Origin of the sequence: Algibacter miyuki, assembly GCF_030409805.1 — a bacterium.
Lineage (GTDB): Bacteria > Bacteroidota > Bacteroidia > Flavobacteriales > Flavobacteriaceae > Algibacter > Algibacter miyuki.
Map to the genome: position 1 here is coordinate 254,028 of NZ_JAUFQP010000010.1, position 20,769 is coordinate 274,796.

Here is a 20,769-nt window from a genome sequence, read left to right on the forward strand (position 1 = left end):
CAATTTTTATGACTTAGTCTTTTTATATTTTTAAATTAGGAGCACTTAATTATCTAAAATAAAACCTCATCTATAACTCGCGCCACTTCTTCGCCTTGCTGATTAAAACCTAAAGCTTTGTAATGCACATTTCCGGGAGCTTGCTCCCAAGCTTCGCGATGTGGCTTGGTAAAGGCATACAGATCATTAACGATTATATCGGGATGATTTGCTAAAACTTCTAACGCTGCTGTATTGTATTTAATACTATCACCTTTAAATCGACCTTTTGCATTTTCGGGAACAGGTGTTGTGGTTGCGAAAATTAATTTTGCTTTCGGAAATTTGGTTTTCAAATACTGACAAATGCCTTCTAAATTTTCTTTATATGTTTCAACAGACGACACTTGCTTACCTTCTGTTTTATTTAAGTTTTTTCCTTTAAGGTACTTTAAATCATGCAATCCAACATTAAAATGAATAACATCCCAATCGAATTTCCAGCCTTCCTCTAACCCCGGTTGAAACATGCTTTCTTGTAGCTTTTCCATATTCGGAATAAACTGATCGCTAGAACCTCCATTCTTAAACAAGCGATACACATTCGCTTTTCCTCTTAAAAGTTTCATCACTTTTGAAGAATAAGCTATTGAAATAGAGTCGCCATAAATAAACACATTAGGTATTCTCTTTTTTGGATGCACATAAACAAAGGCATCCGTTTTATAAGACTTCCCGATTTTGCCACACAAGGCATCCCAAGTATTTTTACAAATAGCTTCGTTCGTTTTTTTATAAACGGTTTTAGCACAAGCCATCGGAACCATACTGATTCCTACAGTCCCAAAACTTAATATTTTTATAAACTTTTTACGTTGCACGTGTTTCTCTCTTAAATTGAACGTTTTTTGATTTCAGAAATATCTTCCTTTAATTCAAACTCATCCATGTTAATTGGTCCCAGTTTTCTGTAACATAAGGTTGAGGTAATCCTTCTGTTGATCGGCCTGTTTTTATAATATCAGTGATTTTAGCTGTTAGCCTACTAACCACTTCTGGTTGCTCAAAATATAAGTTTGTAGTTTCTCCAGGATCGTTTTCCATATCGTAAAGTTCAAAAGGTGCTTCACCCTCTTTTGGTTCTATAATAACAGGTTTTAAAGAACCACCAGAACCTCTAAGCATGTTTAATTTCCATTTCCCTTCGCGAATAGCAAAATGCCCCGTAAATGAATGATGAATTACCGGTCTATCTGCTTTTTGCTTAACAGCGGCGTCCTTCATCATTGGCCATAAGCTGTAACTATCTTCTCCTGCATTATCAGGTATTTTAGCTCCAACAATATCAGCAATAGTTGCTAAATAATCGGTTTGACAAACTGGATCGTTTACTTGACTTCCTGCTTTAATAGCATTTGGCCAACGCATTAAAAACGGTACTCGGTGTCCGCCTTCATAAATATCACGTTTTCCACCTTTAAAATTCATACAACTATAATGTCCGTAAGTATTTCTTTGATAAGCATAATTAGATTCTGCACCATTATCCGATGAAAAAATAACCAAAGTATTTTCATCTAAACCATTTGCTTTTAAAGCATCCAACACTTGCCCGATACGATAATCTGTTTCCTCCATAAAATCGCCATAATTTCCGCAGTTACTTTTTCCTTGAAAATCAGGATGTGTACAATGTGGTAAATGTGGGCTTGTAAGTGGTAAATATAAAAAGAAAGGTTTTCCAGATTTAGATTCATCCGCAGCATTACCGATGTATTCAACGGCTTTATCGGCAAAAGTTTTAAGTACCAATTCGTCATTAAATGAAGGCGCTACCTCAACATAGCCTTTCGCTTGTTCTTCCTGATAAGGAGGCGTCATTCTATACGTACGTGGTGTTACATCCAATTTCTTTTTTGTATAAAGCGTTGGTGGATCAAGCACTCGATCGTTTTCTAAATAAGTTAATATACCATAATTCATAGAAGCAGGAATTCCGAAGAAATAATCGAAACCTTTTTCTATTGGACCATCTGTGAAAGGTTTAGACCAATCGCGACCACCCTTTTTCACATCACCTTCAAACTCCATTTGAAGGTGCCATTTACCAATCATGGCTGTACTATAACCTTGCTCACGAAGTAACGAAGCAATCGTCATTCTATCTTTTTCAATTAAACACGGGCCATCTGCACGTAAAACATTTTTCTTTAAACTTGTTCTCCAACTGTAACGCCCTGTTAACAGGCTGTATCTAGAAGGTGTACAAACCGCATCACTACTATGTCCATCGGTAAAAGTTACGCCTTCGTTAGCTAACTTATCCATATTGGGCGTTTTAAATTTCGCCTCTGGGTTAAGTGCTCCAACATCTCCATAACCTTGATCGTCGGTGTAAATAATAACAATATTAGGTTTTGTTTCTTCGGATACTTCTGTTGCCTGATTTTTACTTTGTTGCCCACAAGAGACTAATAAAACAAGGTTCAAATAAGCTACTAATTTTAATATTAATTTCATTTTGATATTTTAAATTCCGCCTAAATAGCGTTTTTAATTTATTTTTTCAACATATACATAATATGCAGGGTGTACACGACCTAACTCATCTATAAGTTGTGCTTCCATATCGTATTTTCCCGCTGGAATCTTCCCTGTAAAAGTTACTTCATCTTGATCTGCTTTAATGTCTAAAGTTTTAGAAATATTAGCTACATATAAGAAAGCTTCTTTAAAATCTGATTTTTCTCCAGCTGGCGATGTTTTATCATATTCGATAGCCTTTTCTTGAGCTGGAAACGTCGCGTTGATAGCTAAGTTCCTTTCTCTTGGAAACCTGCGTAAACTGATTTTATAATCGCCATCTTCAACAAATTCAATTTTCCACTTACCACCAGCACGAGCACCAGTAATAGCTCCATTTTGGTGCCAAGCTCCGCTAAATTTCCCTACAATCATATCGTGAGCTGAAATTCTACTCGGGTTTTCTTTTGGAGAACCTACTTTAATGTAAGCATAACGCTCATTAACTTCTTCGTCTACAAAAGATTGCCACCAGGTTTCATACCCCACACTTAAACGAGCAGCGACTTCTGGGTGTGCAGAAATAATGTTATTTTGCTGACCTAAATCGTTATTTATATTATACAGTTCTTTACCATCAACTAAACGCCAATCTTTGTCCATAACTGTATATTTTCTATACTTGATTAGGTTTTGTTCTCTTTGGGTATCCATATATAAAATTCGGTTTTCCCAAGTATCATTCTTAGCCTCTAATAAAGGTGTTAAACTTTTACCATCCAGTTTTTTAACCGGATTAAAATCTAAACCTAATAAATCTACAAATGTTGGTAATAAATCGTAATGCGCTACTAACTCATCAATATCTTTACCGCCTGTCAATTTTCCGTCTGGCCATCTAATATAAAGTGGCACACGGTGTCCACCTTCGTACTGGCTACCTTTACCACCTTTTAATCCTGCATTGTAAACACTTCTACCTGCTGCGGTACCATTATCTGTAGTAAAAATTACGATGGTATTATCGGCGATACCTAAATCGTCTAATTTATCTTCTAACTTTTTGAAATTGTCGTCAATATTGGTAATCATTCCATAAAAACGCAAGGTTCTCTCATTGATATCTTTATACTTTTTACCTTGGTATAAATCAAAATAATCTTTTGGAAGATTATACGGTGAATGCGGTGCATTGGTAGAAATATAACAGAAAAAAGGTTTGTCTTTATTGGTTTCAATAAAATCTAAAGCACCATTGAAAAACACATCTGAGCAATACCCATCATACTTTTCCATTTTACTATTGTGCCAGTAGGTATCATCGAAATAATCGTTACCCCAATAATCTGGACCTTGCCCTACACCTCCGCCACCATGACGAATAACTTCATGAAAGCCTCTATCTTCAGGACGAAAAGGATAATTATCTCCTAAATGCCATTTTCCGAACATGGCATTAGTATATCCGTTTTGAGCAAAAATTTGAGGTAAAGTCACTTCATCTTCAAAAAGAATAGAGCGCCCATTAATAGTATGAAACACATTAACACGATTACTATGGCGTCCCGTCATGATTGCTCCACGTGTTGGTGCACAGGTAGTTGATACGTGGTAATTTGTAAAACGAACCGCATCGGAATAAAACTTATCGATGTTTGGTGTCTGAATAAACTCATTTCCCTCACAAGCTAAATCGCCCTTCCCTTGATCATCGGTAATTACAATAATGACGTTTGGCTTCTGTTTTGATTGTGCCGAAAGCTTATCAACATGTGCAAATATGGTAACTAAGACTAAAAATAGTAATGACGTTTTTTTTCTCATTATGGTAAAAGTTAGGTTATTAATTCCTAAAAGTAAAAAATTATAAAACCTAACCTATATTTTTTCGACGAGCGTATAATATGCTCCTAATTCTTTACCTGAATCTAAAGTAAACCACGTTTGAAGTTGTGTTTCTCCTGCTTTAAGATCTACGGTGAATTCTACAAATTCCGCATTAGGATCTACAACAACAGACTGCTCTTCATCTTGAATTTTAATTCTAGCATTTTTAATAGTTAACTTTTTACTTTTTACACTTTCTCTAACCGTTGTGCCTTCTAGAGTTGGACGCACCGGAGCCACGCCATTTAAAGGTAAACCTGTTTCTATTGGCCAACGACGTAATTTTAAGTTGTAAGTTCCACTTTCAGCAACCTTTACTAACCAATACCCATTATCGATATAACCTTGTCTAATATGGCGTTGATGCCACGGACTTGCTGCCGCTGTAGTGTGCCAATCATGACCGTGTAACGTTGTTGGGTTTTCATTTGGAGTACCTACAATAATATAAGGTTGATCGGCATAACTTGGAGAAATTTCTTTCCACCAAGCATCATACTCTGCTTTAAAAGCATCCATTTTTTCAGGAAATTGATCGGCAACATTAGTACGTTGTTCCGGATCTTTACTTAAATCGTAAAGCTCGGTACCATTAACAAGTCTCCAATCGCCTTTCATAAAAGCGGTTCTTCTCCAAGGTTCTGGCACTTCAGTACGTTGCGAATTTGTAATAATCGCACGATCTACAAATGCTTCATTATGACCATCGATTAATGGTTTTAAACTTTTTCCGTCGAATTTTAAATCTTCTTTAACTTCTAAACCACATAAATCGACCAAAGTTGGTGCAATATCGTAATGTGCCGTAAGTTCGTTAATATCTTTTCCGGTAGTAATTCCACCATCTTTCCAGTGAATGAATAAAGGCACACGGTGTCCACCTTCATACATACTCGCTTTAATACCACGCATACCTGCGTTGAATCCTTTATCAGTAAAACCATCTAAACGATCGCCTCCTTTTTCAATTTTTGCTCCTGCTGAAGTTCCATTATCAGTAGAGAAAATCAAAATGGTGTTATCCATTAAATCGATTTCTTTTAAATATTCTACTAGTTTCCCAAGGTTCTCATCAACATTAGAAATTAAACCGTAAAAGGCTGCATTTGGTATGTTTTCATTATTTTCATAAGGATCTGAATATTTCTTATCAACAAAATACGGCGTATGTGCTGCGTTGGTAGATAAATAACAGAAGAATGGCTTATTATTCTTTTGATTTTCTGCCATGTAGTTTTTAGCATTTTCGAACCAAATATCAGTACAAAATCCTTCAAATTTCTTTAACTCACCATTGTGCTTGTAGGTATCATTAAAATAATCATTATCCCAATAATCCAAAGCTTGCTCAACACCACCTCCACTGTGTACTAAAACTTCTTCGAAGCCTTTGTCTTCCGGACGAAATGGGTAATTATCACCTAAGTGCCATTTTCCAAAAATTCCGGTTGCATAGCCATTATCTTTAAAAACTTGAGCAATAGTAGTCTCTCTATCTAAAATTAACGAACGCCCGTTTACAGTATGCCAAACACCAGCTCGGTTTGAGTGATGCCCCGTCATTAAAGCGGCTCTTGTTGGCGCACAAGTTGGAGATACGTGATATTGTGTAAAACGCGCACTTACATCGTAAAGATTATCGATGTTTGGTGTTTTAATTTCCTTGTTGCCAAGGCGTCCAATATCACCATAACCCTGATCGTCTACAACAAGTAAAATAACGTTTGGTTTTTCTTTCTTTACCTCAGTCTTTTTTTCTTCCGATTTACAAGACACCATAAATAAGGCGCATAAAATTACAGCAATAAGACCTCTACTTTTTTTCATAAGAATTAATTTATCTGAATAGATGTTGAATGTTTCAATTAAAATATCCGCGCTTTAGAAAACGGACATTTAAGAGCATAAAAATATCATTTCCTTAGAAATATGGATATAAACTATCATTCAAATACTATAAATTATAGGCTTATATTGAAAAAACTTCGATGTTTAGAGGGATTAACTACTTTTTTTCTTCGGAAGCAGGATAGGTTTTTACAAGATTAGCTGTTCCATAATCGGTTACTTTACCACTACTTTTCACTTGATTTCCTTCGGATAAATGACCTAAAATAACCGGATAATTAGTGCCGTTTTTTATTGAAATTTTTGTCGCACTATACGTTTTATTTCCAAAATGCTTCTTAAAATTTTCCTCATATCCTTTAGGTACATTTGGATAATCTGTAGTTAAAAACTGAAAGCGAGCAGGATAACCAACCACAATGGGTCTAAGTGTATTATCGATAGTTTCTGAAGGATTAGCTGCCGTTAATTTTATATTATGTCCATGCCCTTTTATGGCTGCAAATACATGGTTTCCGACAGCATGTGGAGCCGGTAAAACAGTTAAATCTATATTTTGGTTTGATACTTTATCAAAATGCATGTAAAGTAACGGCCCGTAAGCAGCATTGCCTTTACAATTAATCATTTCGCCACCATTATTTAGAGAATAGCCCTCGACAACACAATCTAAAACTGTGCTATTTTTAACCGTTACTTTCCCTTTTGCCATGTACAATTTAATACCGCCTCTACATTTTTTAACCACACAATTCTCGACGGTTACAGACCCTGGAATATTATAAGCGCGAATACCATCTTCCGTAAGGTTAAACATTACATCACGAGGAATAGGAAGTCCTTCCATTTCTCCAAGTGGCATTTTGTAATTAAATCGTTTTGGTAAATCACCATCGTTAGTTTCTGTGTAAGCATCGTTACTTGGGCGCACATCACCTTCAATGTAGGTGTTTTTAATTAGGGTTTTATCAGCGTTTTTCTGCATGTAAATAACATGTCCAAATGCTCTATGTTGAAATTCGCAATTATCAACCGTATTCCCCACGCCTGTAATTAACAAAGCGCAACGTTTGTCTAAACCGGTAGCATTACCTCTGCCAATACCGTACATATTGCCATAGCCATAAGGAAACGAACCTCTTACGGTTAGCTTTATGCCATCCACAGTATTATTATTTCCTGAAACGCGAATATTTGCACCTCCTTTTAAGCCTTTCGCCAAAGTTTTTCGGTTTTGATTGTAGCTCCCAAAATCGGTTACTTTCTCCATACCGTTTTGGTAAGTATCTTCGAAATCGCCTCCTCTTAAAATATTATTAGAACCTGTAATATCGAAATGAGCATCTTTACATGTTCCGACAGGGAAATTGATATAAACCTCATTCAGTTCAATAATATTGTTAGAACCGGAACATGGGAAACCTCTAGATTCTATTGGTAAATCGGTAATATTATATTTTCCTGGCTTAAGAATAATGTGCTGATTACTTTGCTGAACGGCTTCCCGTAACCCTGATAAACTAGACACTTTAATTTGATTTAACTGAAGTCCTTTTTCAACTGTTTTACTTTTGTTTTGAGCACAACTAAACTGCGCAACGACGAACATAAGTACTACTGCAATATTTATAAACTTGAGATGTTTCATTTTAAAATATTCTTATCAATTATTTTGTTTGAATGGTATTGTTTGTACCTAAATCTTCTATAGTTCCAGACGTTCTGCCTGTTACACCTAAGCTTTTATTCGAAAGATATAATGGATAATCGGTAAGATTATTAATTTCAAAATCGGAGCCTTTAAAGTCGTTTTGATGCGGGAAATTTCCATTTAATAAACGAATGTTATTTTTTACACCACCAACTTTAATTTCCAATCCGTGCTCTACGCCTTCATTACTTCCACGTAAAGTGATATTATGACCACGACCACCTATATAAGCCACACTTCCAGAACCATTCATGTATGGGTTACTCGCAGGAATAATCGTGATATCAGCATTAAAATTCTTGTCATTTTCATAAGTCGATGAATACACTGGACCGTAACTGCAATCGGCTCTACAATTCACCACATCGCCAGAACCTAATGAAAATCCGTTTTCACTACCAATAACTGTACAGTTTTCAACATACTTTTTACCAGTGGCATGCGCTAAAGTAACACCTGTTCTCATGTTTTTAACGGTACAATTTAATATGGTTGGATTAGATGTGCCACGCATAATAAGTTTACCATCGATAATAGTTTCACCTGCATTATAAGCACGAATACCAGCTTCGCCAGTACTTAACATATAACCTTTTGGAAGTTCGTATCCCCAAACCGTCATAAAATCAACTTTGTCGGCAGGCGAACCTGTACCTTTTTCTAATAACATATCGTCGGTACTACGCATTTCGCCTTCTACATAGCAACCTTCTATTGTTGGGTTACTTGCAGCTTGCATAAACAAACAATGCCCGTAACTTCTATGGATAAACGTCGAGTTTTTTAAGTGATTAGATTCTCCACGAATTAAACAAGAACTGTGTTTTTGGTGTCTAATTACGTTTTTTCCGCCCTTACCAAACGCATCGCCATAACCATAAGGAAACGATCCTTTAGCGGCTACGTAAAAACCTTCAACAAGATTTTCTCTTCCATCGATACACACATTTAGCGCGCCTTTTGTTGGCCCATCATAAACCGATCCTTCATCTATTAATGTTAGATTTTTAAGCACATTATTATTACCAACAATTTGAATTTCGTTAATTCTAATATTTCCATAAGATTGAAACACTTTTGTATCCACTTTAATGGTAACCCCTGAGAAATCGTAGGTGCTGTTATTTCCTTCAAAAAGCAATAATACTTTACACTCTTTTCCTACGAAAGACGATTTTTGATACAAACCATTTTTTACATCGGCAGCCGTTATGGAGTAAACACCTGGCGTCATTTTTACATGCACTTTATCCTGACTTAAATAAGGTATTAATTCGCTTAAAGAATTCACCTTAGTTTGTGCGCTAGCAGTGACACTTAGCAGGAAACACATCCCGAAAAGAAACATCGTGTTTTTAATTACTGAAATGGTACTCATAAATTTATTCATTATTAATCTTTATTTTATGTTTTTAATTGATTTAAAGTTGAACTTCTTTAATTTTTATTTCTCTGTAAATTAATTCTGAATACTCCGCTTGGAGTGCTATAAATCCAGATTTAAGCGATAAACCGCCATGTGTTGCATTGGTAATTTCGTTGATTAAAACTCCATTTAAATAGTATTTTGCACTATCTCCTCTAACCTGTAGCAAGACTTGATTCCAACCTGGCTTTTCTTCATCCGTCCATTTTTTTGAACTACTATAGCTTCTTCTTTCTATTTTTAAAATTTCGCCATCTTTTAACACATCACAATGTGCTCCTAGAATATTCCATAAATCGCCACAATCACCTTCTTGAATTTGATATTCTAAACTAGATGGCCATGCATAACTACCAACCGGACAATGATACAATAAACCCGCATCGCGTATTTTATCTAGGCGTGGTTCAAATTTACGCTCACCCCATTTAAATTCAAACTTTAAATCATAAGAGCTATAAGCTTTTTTAGTAATTGCAACCCCATAAGGCGCAGCCGTTTTCTTCCAGTTGTACATGGCTTTAAGCTCCTTTCCATTATATTCAAACATAGTGTTTGCTTCTTGCTCAGTCGCATCTCCGTTTGCAATAAAATCGTAATTGGGTCCCGTTTTTTCTGAATTTTCAAAAAGATCCACCCAAGTATTCAGTTTGGTTTCTCTTGTATTATCTAATTTTCTAATTAGAATATTTCTATAAGCAACACTTCCATGATCGCCCTGCAACCTTAATGGCGCAAAAGCAACCTCAGCACCATCTAAACCTTCACGAGTAGCTCCTGAAACTTCTATATTTTGATGAATAATTTGTCCGTTAAGAATAACCTTTTCGAACATGGCATTTTTAATTTTATTTCCTTCTTTATCAAATCTAGGCGCTCTAAAAATAATATCATAAGTCTGCCATTCTCCTAACGGCAAAGTTGCATTAACTCTTGGAGAAACACCTTCGTATCCCTTTTCTCCTTTAGGTTTACTTTCATCCCAACGTTGATAAATTCCTCCGCAATCGGAAAATTTTGGGTTTTCATTTCCAAAACTATCAAAAATTTGGATTTCGTATCTACTTTGAAAATAAATACCAGAATTGGAACCTTTTGGTAATAGAAATTCAATGTGTAATTCCATATCGCCAAACTCATCTTTAGATTCCAAGTGCTTCGTTTTCCCTGTAGGCCCATTCACAAAAACACCTTCTCCTTCTGTATATTGAAACGCCTTATTATTAACAGAATCAACATTTACTTTGTTTGCAAGAAACCAATCTCCTACAGGCTGTTTAAAATCATTTATAGACTTTAATTTAATTTGTCCAAAAATTGAATTTGAGAAACACGTTATTATCGCTAAAAAAACGATGTGTATTTGATATTTCATATTAATAATTGTTTTATATTCTTAATTTCCCATAGAAAACCAGTTACTCTTAATCATTCTCCAAGAATAGACCTAATAGTTCCTCTTGAAAAAAGAGTATTCTTTATTATTATTTCTAGCTTCTTTTTCTTGTAGGAGTAAAGTTAGCTCAAGCTGTAAAAAAATATTATAACGCATGATTCTTTTACTATAACAACGAACCATAAACACAAAAAGACCATACTAAAATTCAACTTTAGCATGGTCTTTTGTTTTTTTTCCGAATGAAACTCTTTAATTAATGCTCTTAAAATTGAACTTCAAATTCATCTCCTAAAAACAAAAATCTTTGTTCGCTATTTGCTCCTGCAATACGAAAAGCAAACTCAAATGGCGTATTGTTAAAATCGTAATAATCTCCATTCCCCTTTTTAACGGTTAACTTTTTATCTTTTTCAGAATACGAAAAAACAATTTCAGAATACGTTTTATTTTCATAATTATATGACGCTCCATCATCTAAATACATAGTAAATTCAGCATTTTCACCTGGATAAACTATAATATCTGTAGACTCTGTTGTTCTTTGATCGGCATATTGAAGCTTTGGTCCAATAGGCAAAATAGTTCCTGCTTTTACAAACATTGGCGTTTCGTCTAATTCCGCTTTTACAGTTACTTTTTTACCGCCTTCTATTTTTTCATCTGTCCAATAGTTATACCATTGTCCTTCTGGAAAATACATCTCTTTTTCACGATCTTTATAAGTTGTAACAAAACCTACCATAATAGATTCTCCAAAAAAGAACTGATCTTTAATACCCCAAGTATTTTTATCATTCGCATAATGATATACCAAAGGCGTCATTAACTGACGGCTATTATTGGTTATTTGCCATGCTTGAGAATAGATATAAGGCATTAATTGATATCTTAAATCTATAAACTTACGTGCTGTACTTTCAAAGGCATCATCGTATCTCCAAATTTCTGTTTCCGATACATACCCATGGATACGGAAAATGGGACTAAAAGTTCCAAACTGAAACCAACGGGTTAGCAACTCTATATATTCTGGATTTGTGTATTGATTATCGTATTGCGGATTGATAGATTTTGAATCTCTGAAGAAACCTCCAATATCATGTGTCCAATATGGTACACCAGCCATGGTAAAATTCAGTCCTGCCGGAATTTGCTCTGCAAATTGTTCCCAAGACGCTTCTACATCACCCGACCAAGACGTTGCTCCGTATCGTTGTTGCCCTGCATAAGCCGATCGTGTTAAATTAAAAACACGTTCCATAGGAAATTCTTCCCTGCGTCCCTCATACATGGCCTTTGTTACTAAAAGCGAATACGGATTCTGAACCTCTTCATACGGTCCAACTGCTGTATTTACTTTTGTATCATTTACGCCTTCTGGCTCCGTACCATCTAACCATATCGATTTTACGCCTTTGTGAAACATAGAATCACTTAATGCACGATAAAACTGCTTGCTTACTTTTGTATCGTAAATATCTACATAATTACTACTTTCAATTTTAGTAAGTCCATACTTTTCTTCCAAAGGTTTATTTTTCACCTCTGGCCAAACTGAAACCATTAAGTTTAAATTTAACTTAGTTAACTCTTTAACCATAGCATCTGGATCTGGATATTTAGCTCTATCCCACTCTGGACCTTTAGTACCTTTTGGCCAGTAAAACCAATCTTGCACAATGTTATCAACAGGGATTTCTCTTTCTCTCATTTCCCGAGCATTTTCTAACAATTCCTCTTGATTATGATACCGCTCTCTACATTGCCAAAACCCATAAGATTTCTTTGAAAACATAGGCGCCTTTCCTGTTAACGCTTGATAATTTGAAATGACTTCTCCTGGGTTATCTCCATAAACGAAATAATAATCGATGGCATTTCCTTTGATGCTACTAAAAACAGTTTTATTAAAATCGGGTTCATTATAAAATAATTTTCCTGGTATTTTTGCTCCCGTATTTTGGAATATCACTTTATAAGCTTTACCTGCTTCCAAATGTTTTTTCCCTGAATATCGTCTAGGCATCCATATGGTTGAATAATTAATAACATCCTCTCCATCTATGTTTACATTTATTTCCCCTCTCATACGGCCAGCATTATCACTTAATGCTAAAAACGTATATTCTCCTGTTTTCGTTGGTGTAAATGTTGTTTCACGAATGTTCTTTTTAGCAGCTTCTTTGGCGGCATAAGCTGCTACATTTTCTTTTTCACCATCAATAGGCGCTACTGCTTCCGCATTTTTACTTTCAACTTCACCTTTAGATTCAAATACTATCTCATTTTCAGGATTATTAAAATCGGTAAGACTATAATTATGCCAATAAATACCATAACCTTTAGTTGAAACCAAAAACGGAATAGCAATTTCCTGATTATATTGTTGTAAACGAATTGGAACGTTTTTCCAGTTCATGATACCACTTTGAAACTGCCCTAAACCATACAAACCTTCATCTCCTGCATGAAACCCTTGTGAAACATGGTGTTCCTTTCCTGCTTCTTCGGAATTAATAAATGTATGCTGATTTGTTTCAGATAATAAATTTTTACCGTCCTTAGTTTCATAAGTAATTGTGCCATCACTATTTACAAATACTTTTACCAACTTGGTGCTAATAGTGATTTTTTCAGATGATTCCTCTAACTTCCAATCAACCTTTTGTGGTTCTAAAACCGTTACATAATCTGGAATTTCAGACGGTGTACTTGTATTCAGTATTTTATTAACATGAATAATAGCTTCATCAATAATTTCAACATTAATATTTAAGCTATCCTGATGAATGGTGAGGCCATGTTCCGATTTCTCAATATTGTATTTATATTTTGAGTTACAGCTTACTAAAAAAAGAAGCGTTATACTTAGAAAGCAAATGTTTTTTGTCATTATAATTTTGGTTTTTAGTTGGTAATAAAAAGTTGATGCGATTTGAAAACATCTATATCAACCCGTTGGTATTTATAATTCACTTCAATGTTAGTTAATAGCTTTTTGATACATAGTCTCTGTTTTTGCTCTTAATTGTTCCAAAACAGCAGTATATTCAGAATTATTTACCAAATTATGTTGTTCAGAAGGATCTTTTATCACATCATAAAGTTCCTCGATCTTAGGGGTATGTTCGTAGTAAACTATATACTTCCATCGGTTTGTGCGCACACCTCTACTTCTATAAGATTTATTAGCTTTGATTAAATTCTGATTAATTTCATCTACATTGTCTTTGTAGCGTTCCTTAAACATATCTACTAAAAACAAATCCTCCATATAAACTGCATCACGCCATTGCGACATATCTTCAGTTTTACTTAAAACACCACTAATATCTCGACCTTGCATGCTTTCTGGCACTTCTAAACCTGCCATAGAAACAATTGTAGGTGCCATATCTACTGAAGAAATTAAAGCGTTTTCACGTCGTTGACGCTTAGATTCCGGCATACGTCCATCATAAATTATAAGCGGCGCCTTAACAGATTCATCATACAAAAGACATTTATCAAAAAGCCCATGAGAACCTTGAAAACGTCCATTATCGCTAGTATAAATAATAACGGTGTTTTCTAACATGTTCTTCTCTTTTAGTTTTTCAACCAAAAAGCCAACTTGTTCATCTACGGTATAGCCTTGCGTTGCAAAACGACGTACAAGCCTTTGGTACATTTCGGGTGTAGACGAGCGTTGTTTATGTAAATACACACCACGTGCATTTTCTTTTACTACATCTGGTAAAACTGGATTTTCACCTTCTACCCAGTTCTCTGGAGCCTTCATATTTGCACTTTTAAACTGTTCGAAGTGTGGCATAAACATATCCTGATTATTATCGTGTTTAACAGCATAAAAACTAACCGACAAACAAAACGGTTGATCTTCTGGCTGAGTGTCTATAAAACGCATCATAGCTTCTCCTGTTCTTAAAGTTCTTCCTGAATTTTGACGACCTTCTTTATAGATGTTTTTCAACTCGATATCGTCTTCTGGCCAGGTAACATGCCCTTGTCTATCACGTGTTTCACTTCCTGCAAAAAAATCAAAAACACCTCCCATATGTTCCTTATAAAAGTGCTCTTTTGGTGTACTAGGACGTGTAGCTTCATTTGTTACAGTAAAACCAACCTTACCAATAAAACCTGTTCTGTAACCCGCATTTTTAAGTAATGCAGGATAACTTTTAGTAAAATCATTTTGCGATAACGTATAATCATCCGGAGCTACAAAACCCACTCTATGATTTGAATTATATCGCCCTGTTAACATTGTAACTCGACTTGGCATACAAATAGCTACCGCGTAAAAGGCCTGATCGAACACCACACCTTCTGTAGCTAACTTATCAATATTAGGCGTATTGAATTCTGGTTTACCATAAATTCCCATATTATCCCAACGCTGATCGTCGGTCATTAAAAAGATAATGTTTGGTTTCGTTTTATCATCAGAGGTTTTATCTAAAACGCTTTCATCTTTCGACTGAGCATTCGTTATGAAAAACAAAAGCATGAACAAAGTAAGAGATACTATTTTATGTAAACTTGGCATAATTTGTCCCTTTATCTAGGTTAGTTTAGTTATTTTTATTCTAATTAGTCTCTTAATTTCTAGTGCGTAACTCGTTAATTTTTTTATCCGCATTGTTTGTAATGTGGCGATCGTATTTTTGAGTATAAAGCGTTGCTACCGATGGGTATTCCTCTGGAAGTTTATTGTAATCTTTCCAAGCTTTATCATAAGCTTTTATCCATTTTTTAACAGCCTTTGTATCTCCCTGTTTTTCAGCATCGGCCATGTTAATAATAATTCGGTATATTTTATAAAGTCTTAATCCATATTCCGAAGAGCCTATAGCATGGTTTTTAGTTGCTTCACTATCCCATTCAATAGATTTTGCCAACTTAACAATCGTTTTCCATTTGGCAACAGATTCATCTTTTTGTTCTAAATTCCGTTTACGTTCCTCTTCTCCTTTTACAACACCAGGCCAACCAATACCTTGATCTCGAGTCCACCAAGGGTTCATATCGCCATAAGTACTATTTCTTCCTCGCACTACAGCTTCCGCAGAAAGCAAACATAATTTTCTAAATTTAGCAACATCATCACCTTCTAAATTTAAACGTTCGGTAGCATATCTATTAAAAATAAATTCTTCACTTTTATCTGTATTCTGCCCCCATTGCGCCATAACCCAGGCGTTTAAATCGCACCACATTTCGCTTTGAATATAAGGCCCTTCCCAGCCACCACCACGAGACCACGTCCAGATACCAGCATATAAGTCTGGTCTTTTCTCTACGAATTCACCAATGCTATTAATTTCCTCTTCAGGCATTCTGGCGTGTTCCTCAAAACCATCAATAACACCATTGGCAACATAGTTAGGATAAGCGCCTTTACCTTCGTATTCGCGGGCTGCTTGAACCTCTATAATTTGTCGGTGACGTCCTTGACCAATTATTTTACTAAATGTACGTGCTCTATGAAAATCACCTTCACAATGTTTTATACTGATAATTAAATTATCGTGTGGTTCTATAGCATTGCTCACTTCCATATAGGGCCCCATTTTTCTATCAAAGGCAATCCATGTACGGAAAATAAGTTGCTTATTTCGCTTTACACAAATTTCTTCTCTAAGAATTTCCATTAAAGGAATAATTGTTTTTTTAGGACTATTTTTATTTTCAATAGCACCTTGATGATATGGTGCATCGTGTAAATAAGTTTCGCCAATACGCACTACCAAACCATCTAGATCTGGAAACTGATCGAACATTTCGTTAATTTGAGCACGGATAAACTTTTCCGTTAAAGCATTATTTGGATCTCCAAAAGTACTTTCAATATCATATTTTTCTATTAAACGCTTCGGAAATAAAACCAAATCGGACATGGCATAAATAGCCATTCCTTGTGCTTTACTACTCGCATGCATCTCTTTAATTTGTGCCGCTTTAGCATCGACCCATTGGCGTTCTTCAGAGCCTTTTGGTAAAATATCTTTATCTACAGATTCCCAATTTATGGCTAATGCAGGCGATTCAAACAGAAAATAAACCTTACCGTTATAGCCCATTTCTTTTATAACCGCTGGATCATTATAGGCCGATTGATAAGGAGCTTCACCAGGATTATGATGAACCATATCTAAAATTAATGGCGAATCAACATTGTTTTGAGCAGCAACCTGATTATTAAAAACACTTGCTAATACTAAAAAACATATTACTAAACACGTTTTGAAATTCAATTTACTCATTTATATAAAATTTAATTAATAGGATTAATATATGGGTTAGATATACTCAAACATAGAAAACTATTACTCTTATCGATTATTAATTCGACCAATAACTTCTGCATTCATATAACCAACACCTCTTTTTTAATCCTTTATATTGAATGTTTATTTTTTAACTAAAATAATTTCTTCTCCTGCTTTTGTTGGAATATCAAACAAATACGATGGTTTTAAAGTAAGCTCCTTTAACTGAGCCTTTTTTGAAACTAAGGGTTGCTTAATATCCGGTATGCTATAAAATTTATTTGAATTTATAGCTGTTGCTTTGCTCAACTGTTTTCCATTTTCAAAAGCGAGTTCATTATAAGCACGTACTCGTAAGTTTCCTCCTAAATTAGATTTGATAATGGCTTTTACAATTTCACCATTTTTCCATTCTAAAGATTCAATTACAAAACCACCTCTAGCGCGTAATCCTTTAACGTTTCCGTCTTTCCAAACATCAGGAAGTGCAGGAATTAAATGAATGGCTTCATCATGACTTTGCACTAACATTTCAGCTAAACCTGAGGTAAATCCGAAATTTCCATCAATTTGAAATGGTGGATGTGCATCTAACATATTGGCATATGTGCCGCCGCCTTTTGGAGACCCTGGTCTGCCCACCAATTTAATTTGTTCTCCCATTAATTTGTAGGCATGATTTCCGTCTAACAAACGCGCCCATAAATTTATTTTCCAGTTCATAGACCACCCTGTTGAAGGATCTCCTCTTTGGATTAATGTATTTTCAGCACCTTGAAACAACTCTGGGTTTCTGTAAGGAGACATCAAATTAGAAGGATACAATCCATATAAATGTGATACATGACGATGCTTATCTTCTGGATCGTCTAAATCTTCCATCCATTCTTGTATTTGATTGTATTGCCCAACTTTCATAGGTGGTAACTTTGTTAAAGTTGTTTCCATTTTCGCAACCAATCCTGCATCTACATTTAATAATTTGGCTGCCGCTATAGTTTTAGTTAACATATCGAACACCAACTGGTTATCCATTGTGGTTCCAGCTGCAATATTTATGCCTTTGTTACGTCCTTTAGGCCCGTGTTCTGGAGAAATTGTTGGAGAAATAATCAACCAATCATTTTTAGGTTCAGGAATTAAAACACTTAAACAAAATTCAGAAGCTCCTTTCATGGCTGGATATACAGATTTTAGATAACCTAAATCGCCACTATACATAAATTTATCCCAAACATGCTGAGCTAACCAAGTTCCTCCTGTTGGCCACATGCCCCATGTAGCACCATCTACTGGGCCTGCAATTCTCCATAAATCTGTGTTATGATGCGTAACCCAACCTTCTGCGCCATACATTACTTTTGCTGTTTCTTGTCCGGCCTCAGATAATTCTCTGACCATCTGAATTAATGGATCATGCATTTCTGTTAAATTAGTAACCTCTGCTGGCCAATAATTCATTTGCGTATTAATGTTTACCGTATAAGCACTTTTCCATGGTGGTGTTAAATCTTTACACCATAAGCCTTGTAAGTTCGCTGCTTGTCCGCCTGGTTGCGATGAAGAAATTAATAAATACCTTCCAAACTGAAAATATAAAGCTGCTAGAGCAGGATCGAAACCGTCTCTAAATTCTTTAATTCTAACATCGGTAGGATTCTTTGTAGATTCTGAAACTCCTAAATCTAAAGACACTCGATTAAAATATTGTTGGTAATACGATGAATGATCGGTAACCAAATCCTCATATTTTTTTTGTTCAGCTTTTGCTAAATAATTAGCTGCTCTTCCGTGAGCATCTGCACTTACGTCTTGGTAATTAACAAAGTTTGTTGCTATAGAAATATACAAAATGACACTATCTGCATTTTTAACCTCTAATGTATTATTGGTAGCTGTAAGCGCACCTCCGCTTGGCACAATCTTAACTCTAGAATCAAATTCTACTTCACCTTTAATAGCTGGTGTTTCTTTTGGTAACCTTTTATTTTTATTATCGCTGCCAAAGCCGGTCATAACTAAAAGATTACCATTTTCGGTATACGTTGAGACCTTTGCTGGCTCCGGACGATCCATGGAGGCAGTAAAACTAATTTTACCCGCTTTATTGGCCGTTAACTTAATAACAATAACTTGATCTGTAAATGAAGTAAACATTTCTCGATGGTACTCTACCCCATCTACGGTATATCGAGTTTTATTAATGGCATTTTCAATATCCAATTCACGGTAGTAATCGGTATAGTTTTCTTGATTTTTGAAATTCAATCTTAAATTTCCAACCGTTTCATAAGGCATTCCGTGCGATACCTTTGAAATAAATGACTTCTCAGCCAAACGATGTGCTTCATCATATTTTTCATCAAACAACAAATTTCTAACCTCCGATAGCGCTTCTTTTGCATTAGGATTATCATTTCTGTGCGGTCCTCCTCCCCAAAGTGTTAGTTCATTTAATTGAATATTTTCGTTAACAGGATTTCCAAAAACCATAGCCCCTAGTCTTCCATTTCCTAACGGTAATGCTTCATTCCAATCGGCCGCTGGAGCATCGTACCAGAGTTTATGTTGATTATCATTTTGGGCTAACACATTTCCGAACCCTACACATATTACAATAAAAGTGCTTAATACAATTTTCATCCGTTTTTCTGTTTTAAAAATAACTTTCTAATAATTTTTAACGAAAATAATATTTCCTATAATTTAAAGTATAAACCATGGCCTATTCCATATAAATTATAACTTTTTAATCATTTTCAACAAAACTAAGCCTTGATTTTTAAACATTTAACAAGAATAGGGCACTGACATTTTGATTTGTATGGTTTACAAAATAAAACAGCCATCTTCTATAAAAAAAGATGGCTGTTTTTATTAAATTATAAAATGTGTTTTATTCCAAAATCGCTTTCATGTCTTGTTGAAGTATTTCAGCACTTTTAGCTGCAGCTTCTGCAAAATCTTCGTTTGATGACGCATAAATAATACCTCTTGAAGAATTAATCAACAACCCAACATTTTCCGTCATACCATATTTACAAACGTCTTGCAAATTTCCACCTTGAGCACCAACACCTGGAACTAATAAAAAACTATGTGGAATAATTTTTCTAATATCAGCAAAGTATTCCGCTTTAGTTGCTCCAACAACATACATTAAATTCGCTGCGTTTGTCCACGTTTTAGACGTTTCTAAAACATGCTTATAAAGTTCTTTTCCGTCAACCGTTTTGGTTTGGAAATCGAAAGCTCCAGCATTAGACGTTAACGCTAACATTATTGTATGCTTGTCTTTAAATGCTAAAAATGGTTCTACAGAATCTTTCCCCATATAAGGCGCAACAGTGACAGAATCGAATGCTAAATCTTCAAAAAAAGCTTTTGCATACATAGTACTTGTATTCCCAATATCACCACGTTTAGCATCGGCAATTGTAAAAATTTCGGGATACTTTTCGTTTAAATACTTTATGGTTTTCTCTAAAGATTCCCATCCTTTAATGCCGTAAGCTTCATAAAATGCCGTATTGGGTTTATAGGCCACACACAAATGATGTGTAGCATCAATAATAGCTTTATTGAATGCAAAAATAGGGTCTTCTTCTTCTTTTAAAAGATGTTGCGGTATTTTATTCAAATCCACATCTAAACCAATGCATAAAAAGGATTTTTTCTTCTGAATTTGAGCTACTAATTCGCTTGTTGTCATTTTTAAATACCT

At 35.1% G+C, this 20,769-nt stretch carries 12 protein-coding genes; all 12 read right to left on the bottom strand.

Annotation, left to right across the window (positions count from 1 at the left end; translation table 11 throughout):
• Positions 1-53: 53 nt before the first annotated feature.
• Positions 54-860 (bottom strand): SGNH/GDSL hydrolase family protein, encoded by an 807-nt coding sequence (locus tag QWY92_RS09060; RefSeq protein WP_290270491.1) that lies wholly within the window; start codon positions 858-860, stop codon positions 54-56.
• A gap of 49 nt (positions 861-909) precedes the next feature.
• On the bottom strand, positions 910-2,499 hold the full coding sequence (locus QWY92_RS09065) for a sulfatase family protein (RefSeq protein ID WP_290270493.1): 1,590 nt from the start codon (positions 2,497-2,499) through the stop codon (positions 910-912).
• Positions 2,500-2,532: 33 nt separating this feature from the next.
• Positions 2,533-4,326, bottom strand: a complete 1,794-nt coding sequence (locus tag QWY92_RS09070; protein ID WP_290270495.1) for an arylsulfatase — start codon at positions 4,324-4,326, stop codon at positions 2,533-2,535.
• Positions 4,327-4,380: 54 nt separating this feature from the next.
• A complete protein-coding gene (locus tag QWY92_RS09075; RefSeq protein ID WP_290270497.1) occupies positions 4,381-6,216 on the bottom strand; it encodes an arylsulfatase in 1,836 nt (611 codons plus the stop codon).
• 178 nt (positions 6,217-6,394) lie between these two features.
• Complete coding sequence (locus QWY92_RS09080; protein ID WP_290270499.1) at positions 6,395-7,885, bottom strand: right-handed parallel beta-helix repeat-containing protein; 1,491 nt, start codon at positions 7,883-7,885, stop codon at positions 6,395-6,397.
• A 19-nt stretch (positions 7,886-7,904) separates the two neighbouring features.
• Positions 7,905-9,338, bottom strand: a complete 1,434-nt coding sequence (locus QWY92_RS09085) for a right-handed parallel beta-helix repeat-containing protein (protein ID WP_290270501.1) — start codon at positions 9,336-9,338, stop codon at positions 7,905-7,907.
• Between the two features lie 31 nt (positions 9,339-9,369).
• Positions 9,370-10,749 carry a 3-keto-disaccharide hydrolase gene (locus tag QWY92_RS09090; RefSeq protein WP_290270503.1) on the bottom strand — a complete coding sequence of 460 codons (1,380 nt, stop codon included), beginning with the start codon at positions 10,747-10,749 and terminating at the stop codon, positions 9,370-9,372.
• Between the two features lie 286 nt (positions 10,750-11,035).
• The gene (locus QWY92_RS09095; RefSeq protein ID WP_290270505.1) at positions 11,036-13,666 is read right to left on the bottom strand and encodes a glycoside hydrolase family 31 protein; all 2,631 of its coding nucleotides are present in this window, start codon (positions 13,664-13,666) and stop codon (positions 11,036-11,038) included.
• 90 nt (positions 13,667-13,756) lie between these two features.
• Entirely contained in the window at positions 13,757-15,322 is a 1,566-nt protein-coding gene (locus QWY92_RS09100) for a sulfatase-like hydrolase/transferase (RefSeq protein WP_290270507.1), read from the bottom strand.
• A gap of 52 nt (positions 15,323-15,374) precedes the next feature.
• Entirely contained in the window at positions 15,375-17,039 is a 1,665-nt protein-coding gene (locus tag QWY92_RS09105) for a hypothetical protein (protein ID WP_290270509.1), read from the bottom strand.
• 147 nt (positions 17,040-17,186) lie between these two features.
• Entirely contained in the window at positions 17,187-19,688 is a 2,502-nt protein-coding gene (locus QWY92_RS09110) for a glycoside hydrolase family 95 protein (RefSeq protein ID WP_290270511.1), read from the bottom strand.
• A 253-nt stretch (positions 19,689-19,941) separates the two neighbouring features.
• On the bottom strand, positions 19,942-20,757 hold the full coding sequence (pyrF, locus tag QWY92_RS09115) for an orotidine-5'-phosphate decarboxylase (RefSeq protein WP_290270514.1): 816 nt from the start codon (positions 20,755-20,757) through the stop codon (positions 19,942-19,944).
• Positions 20,758-20,769 lie beyond the last annotated feature (12 nt).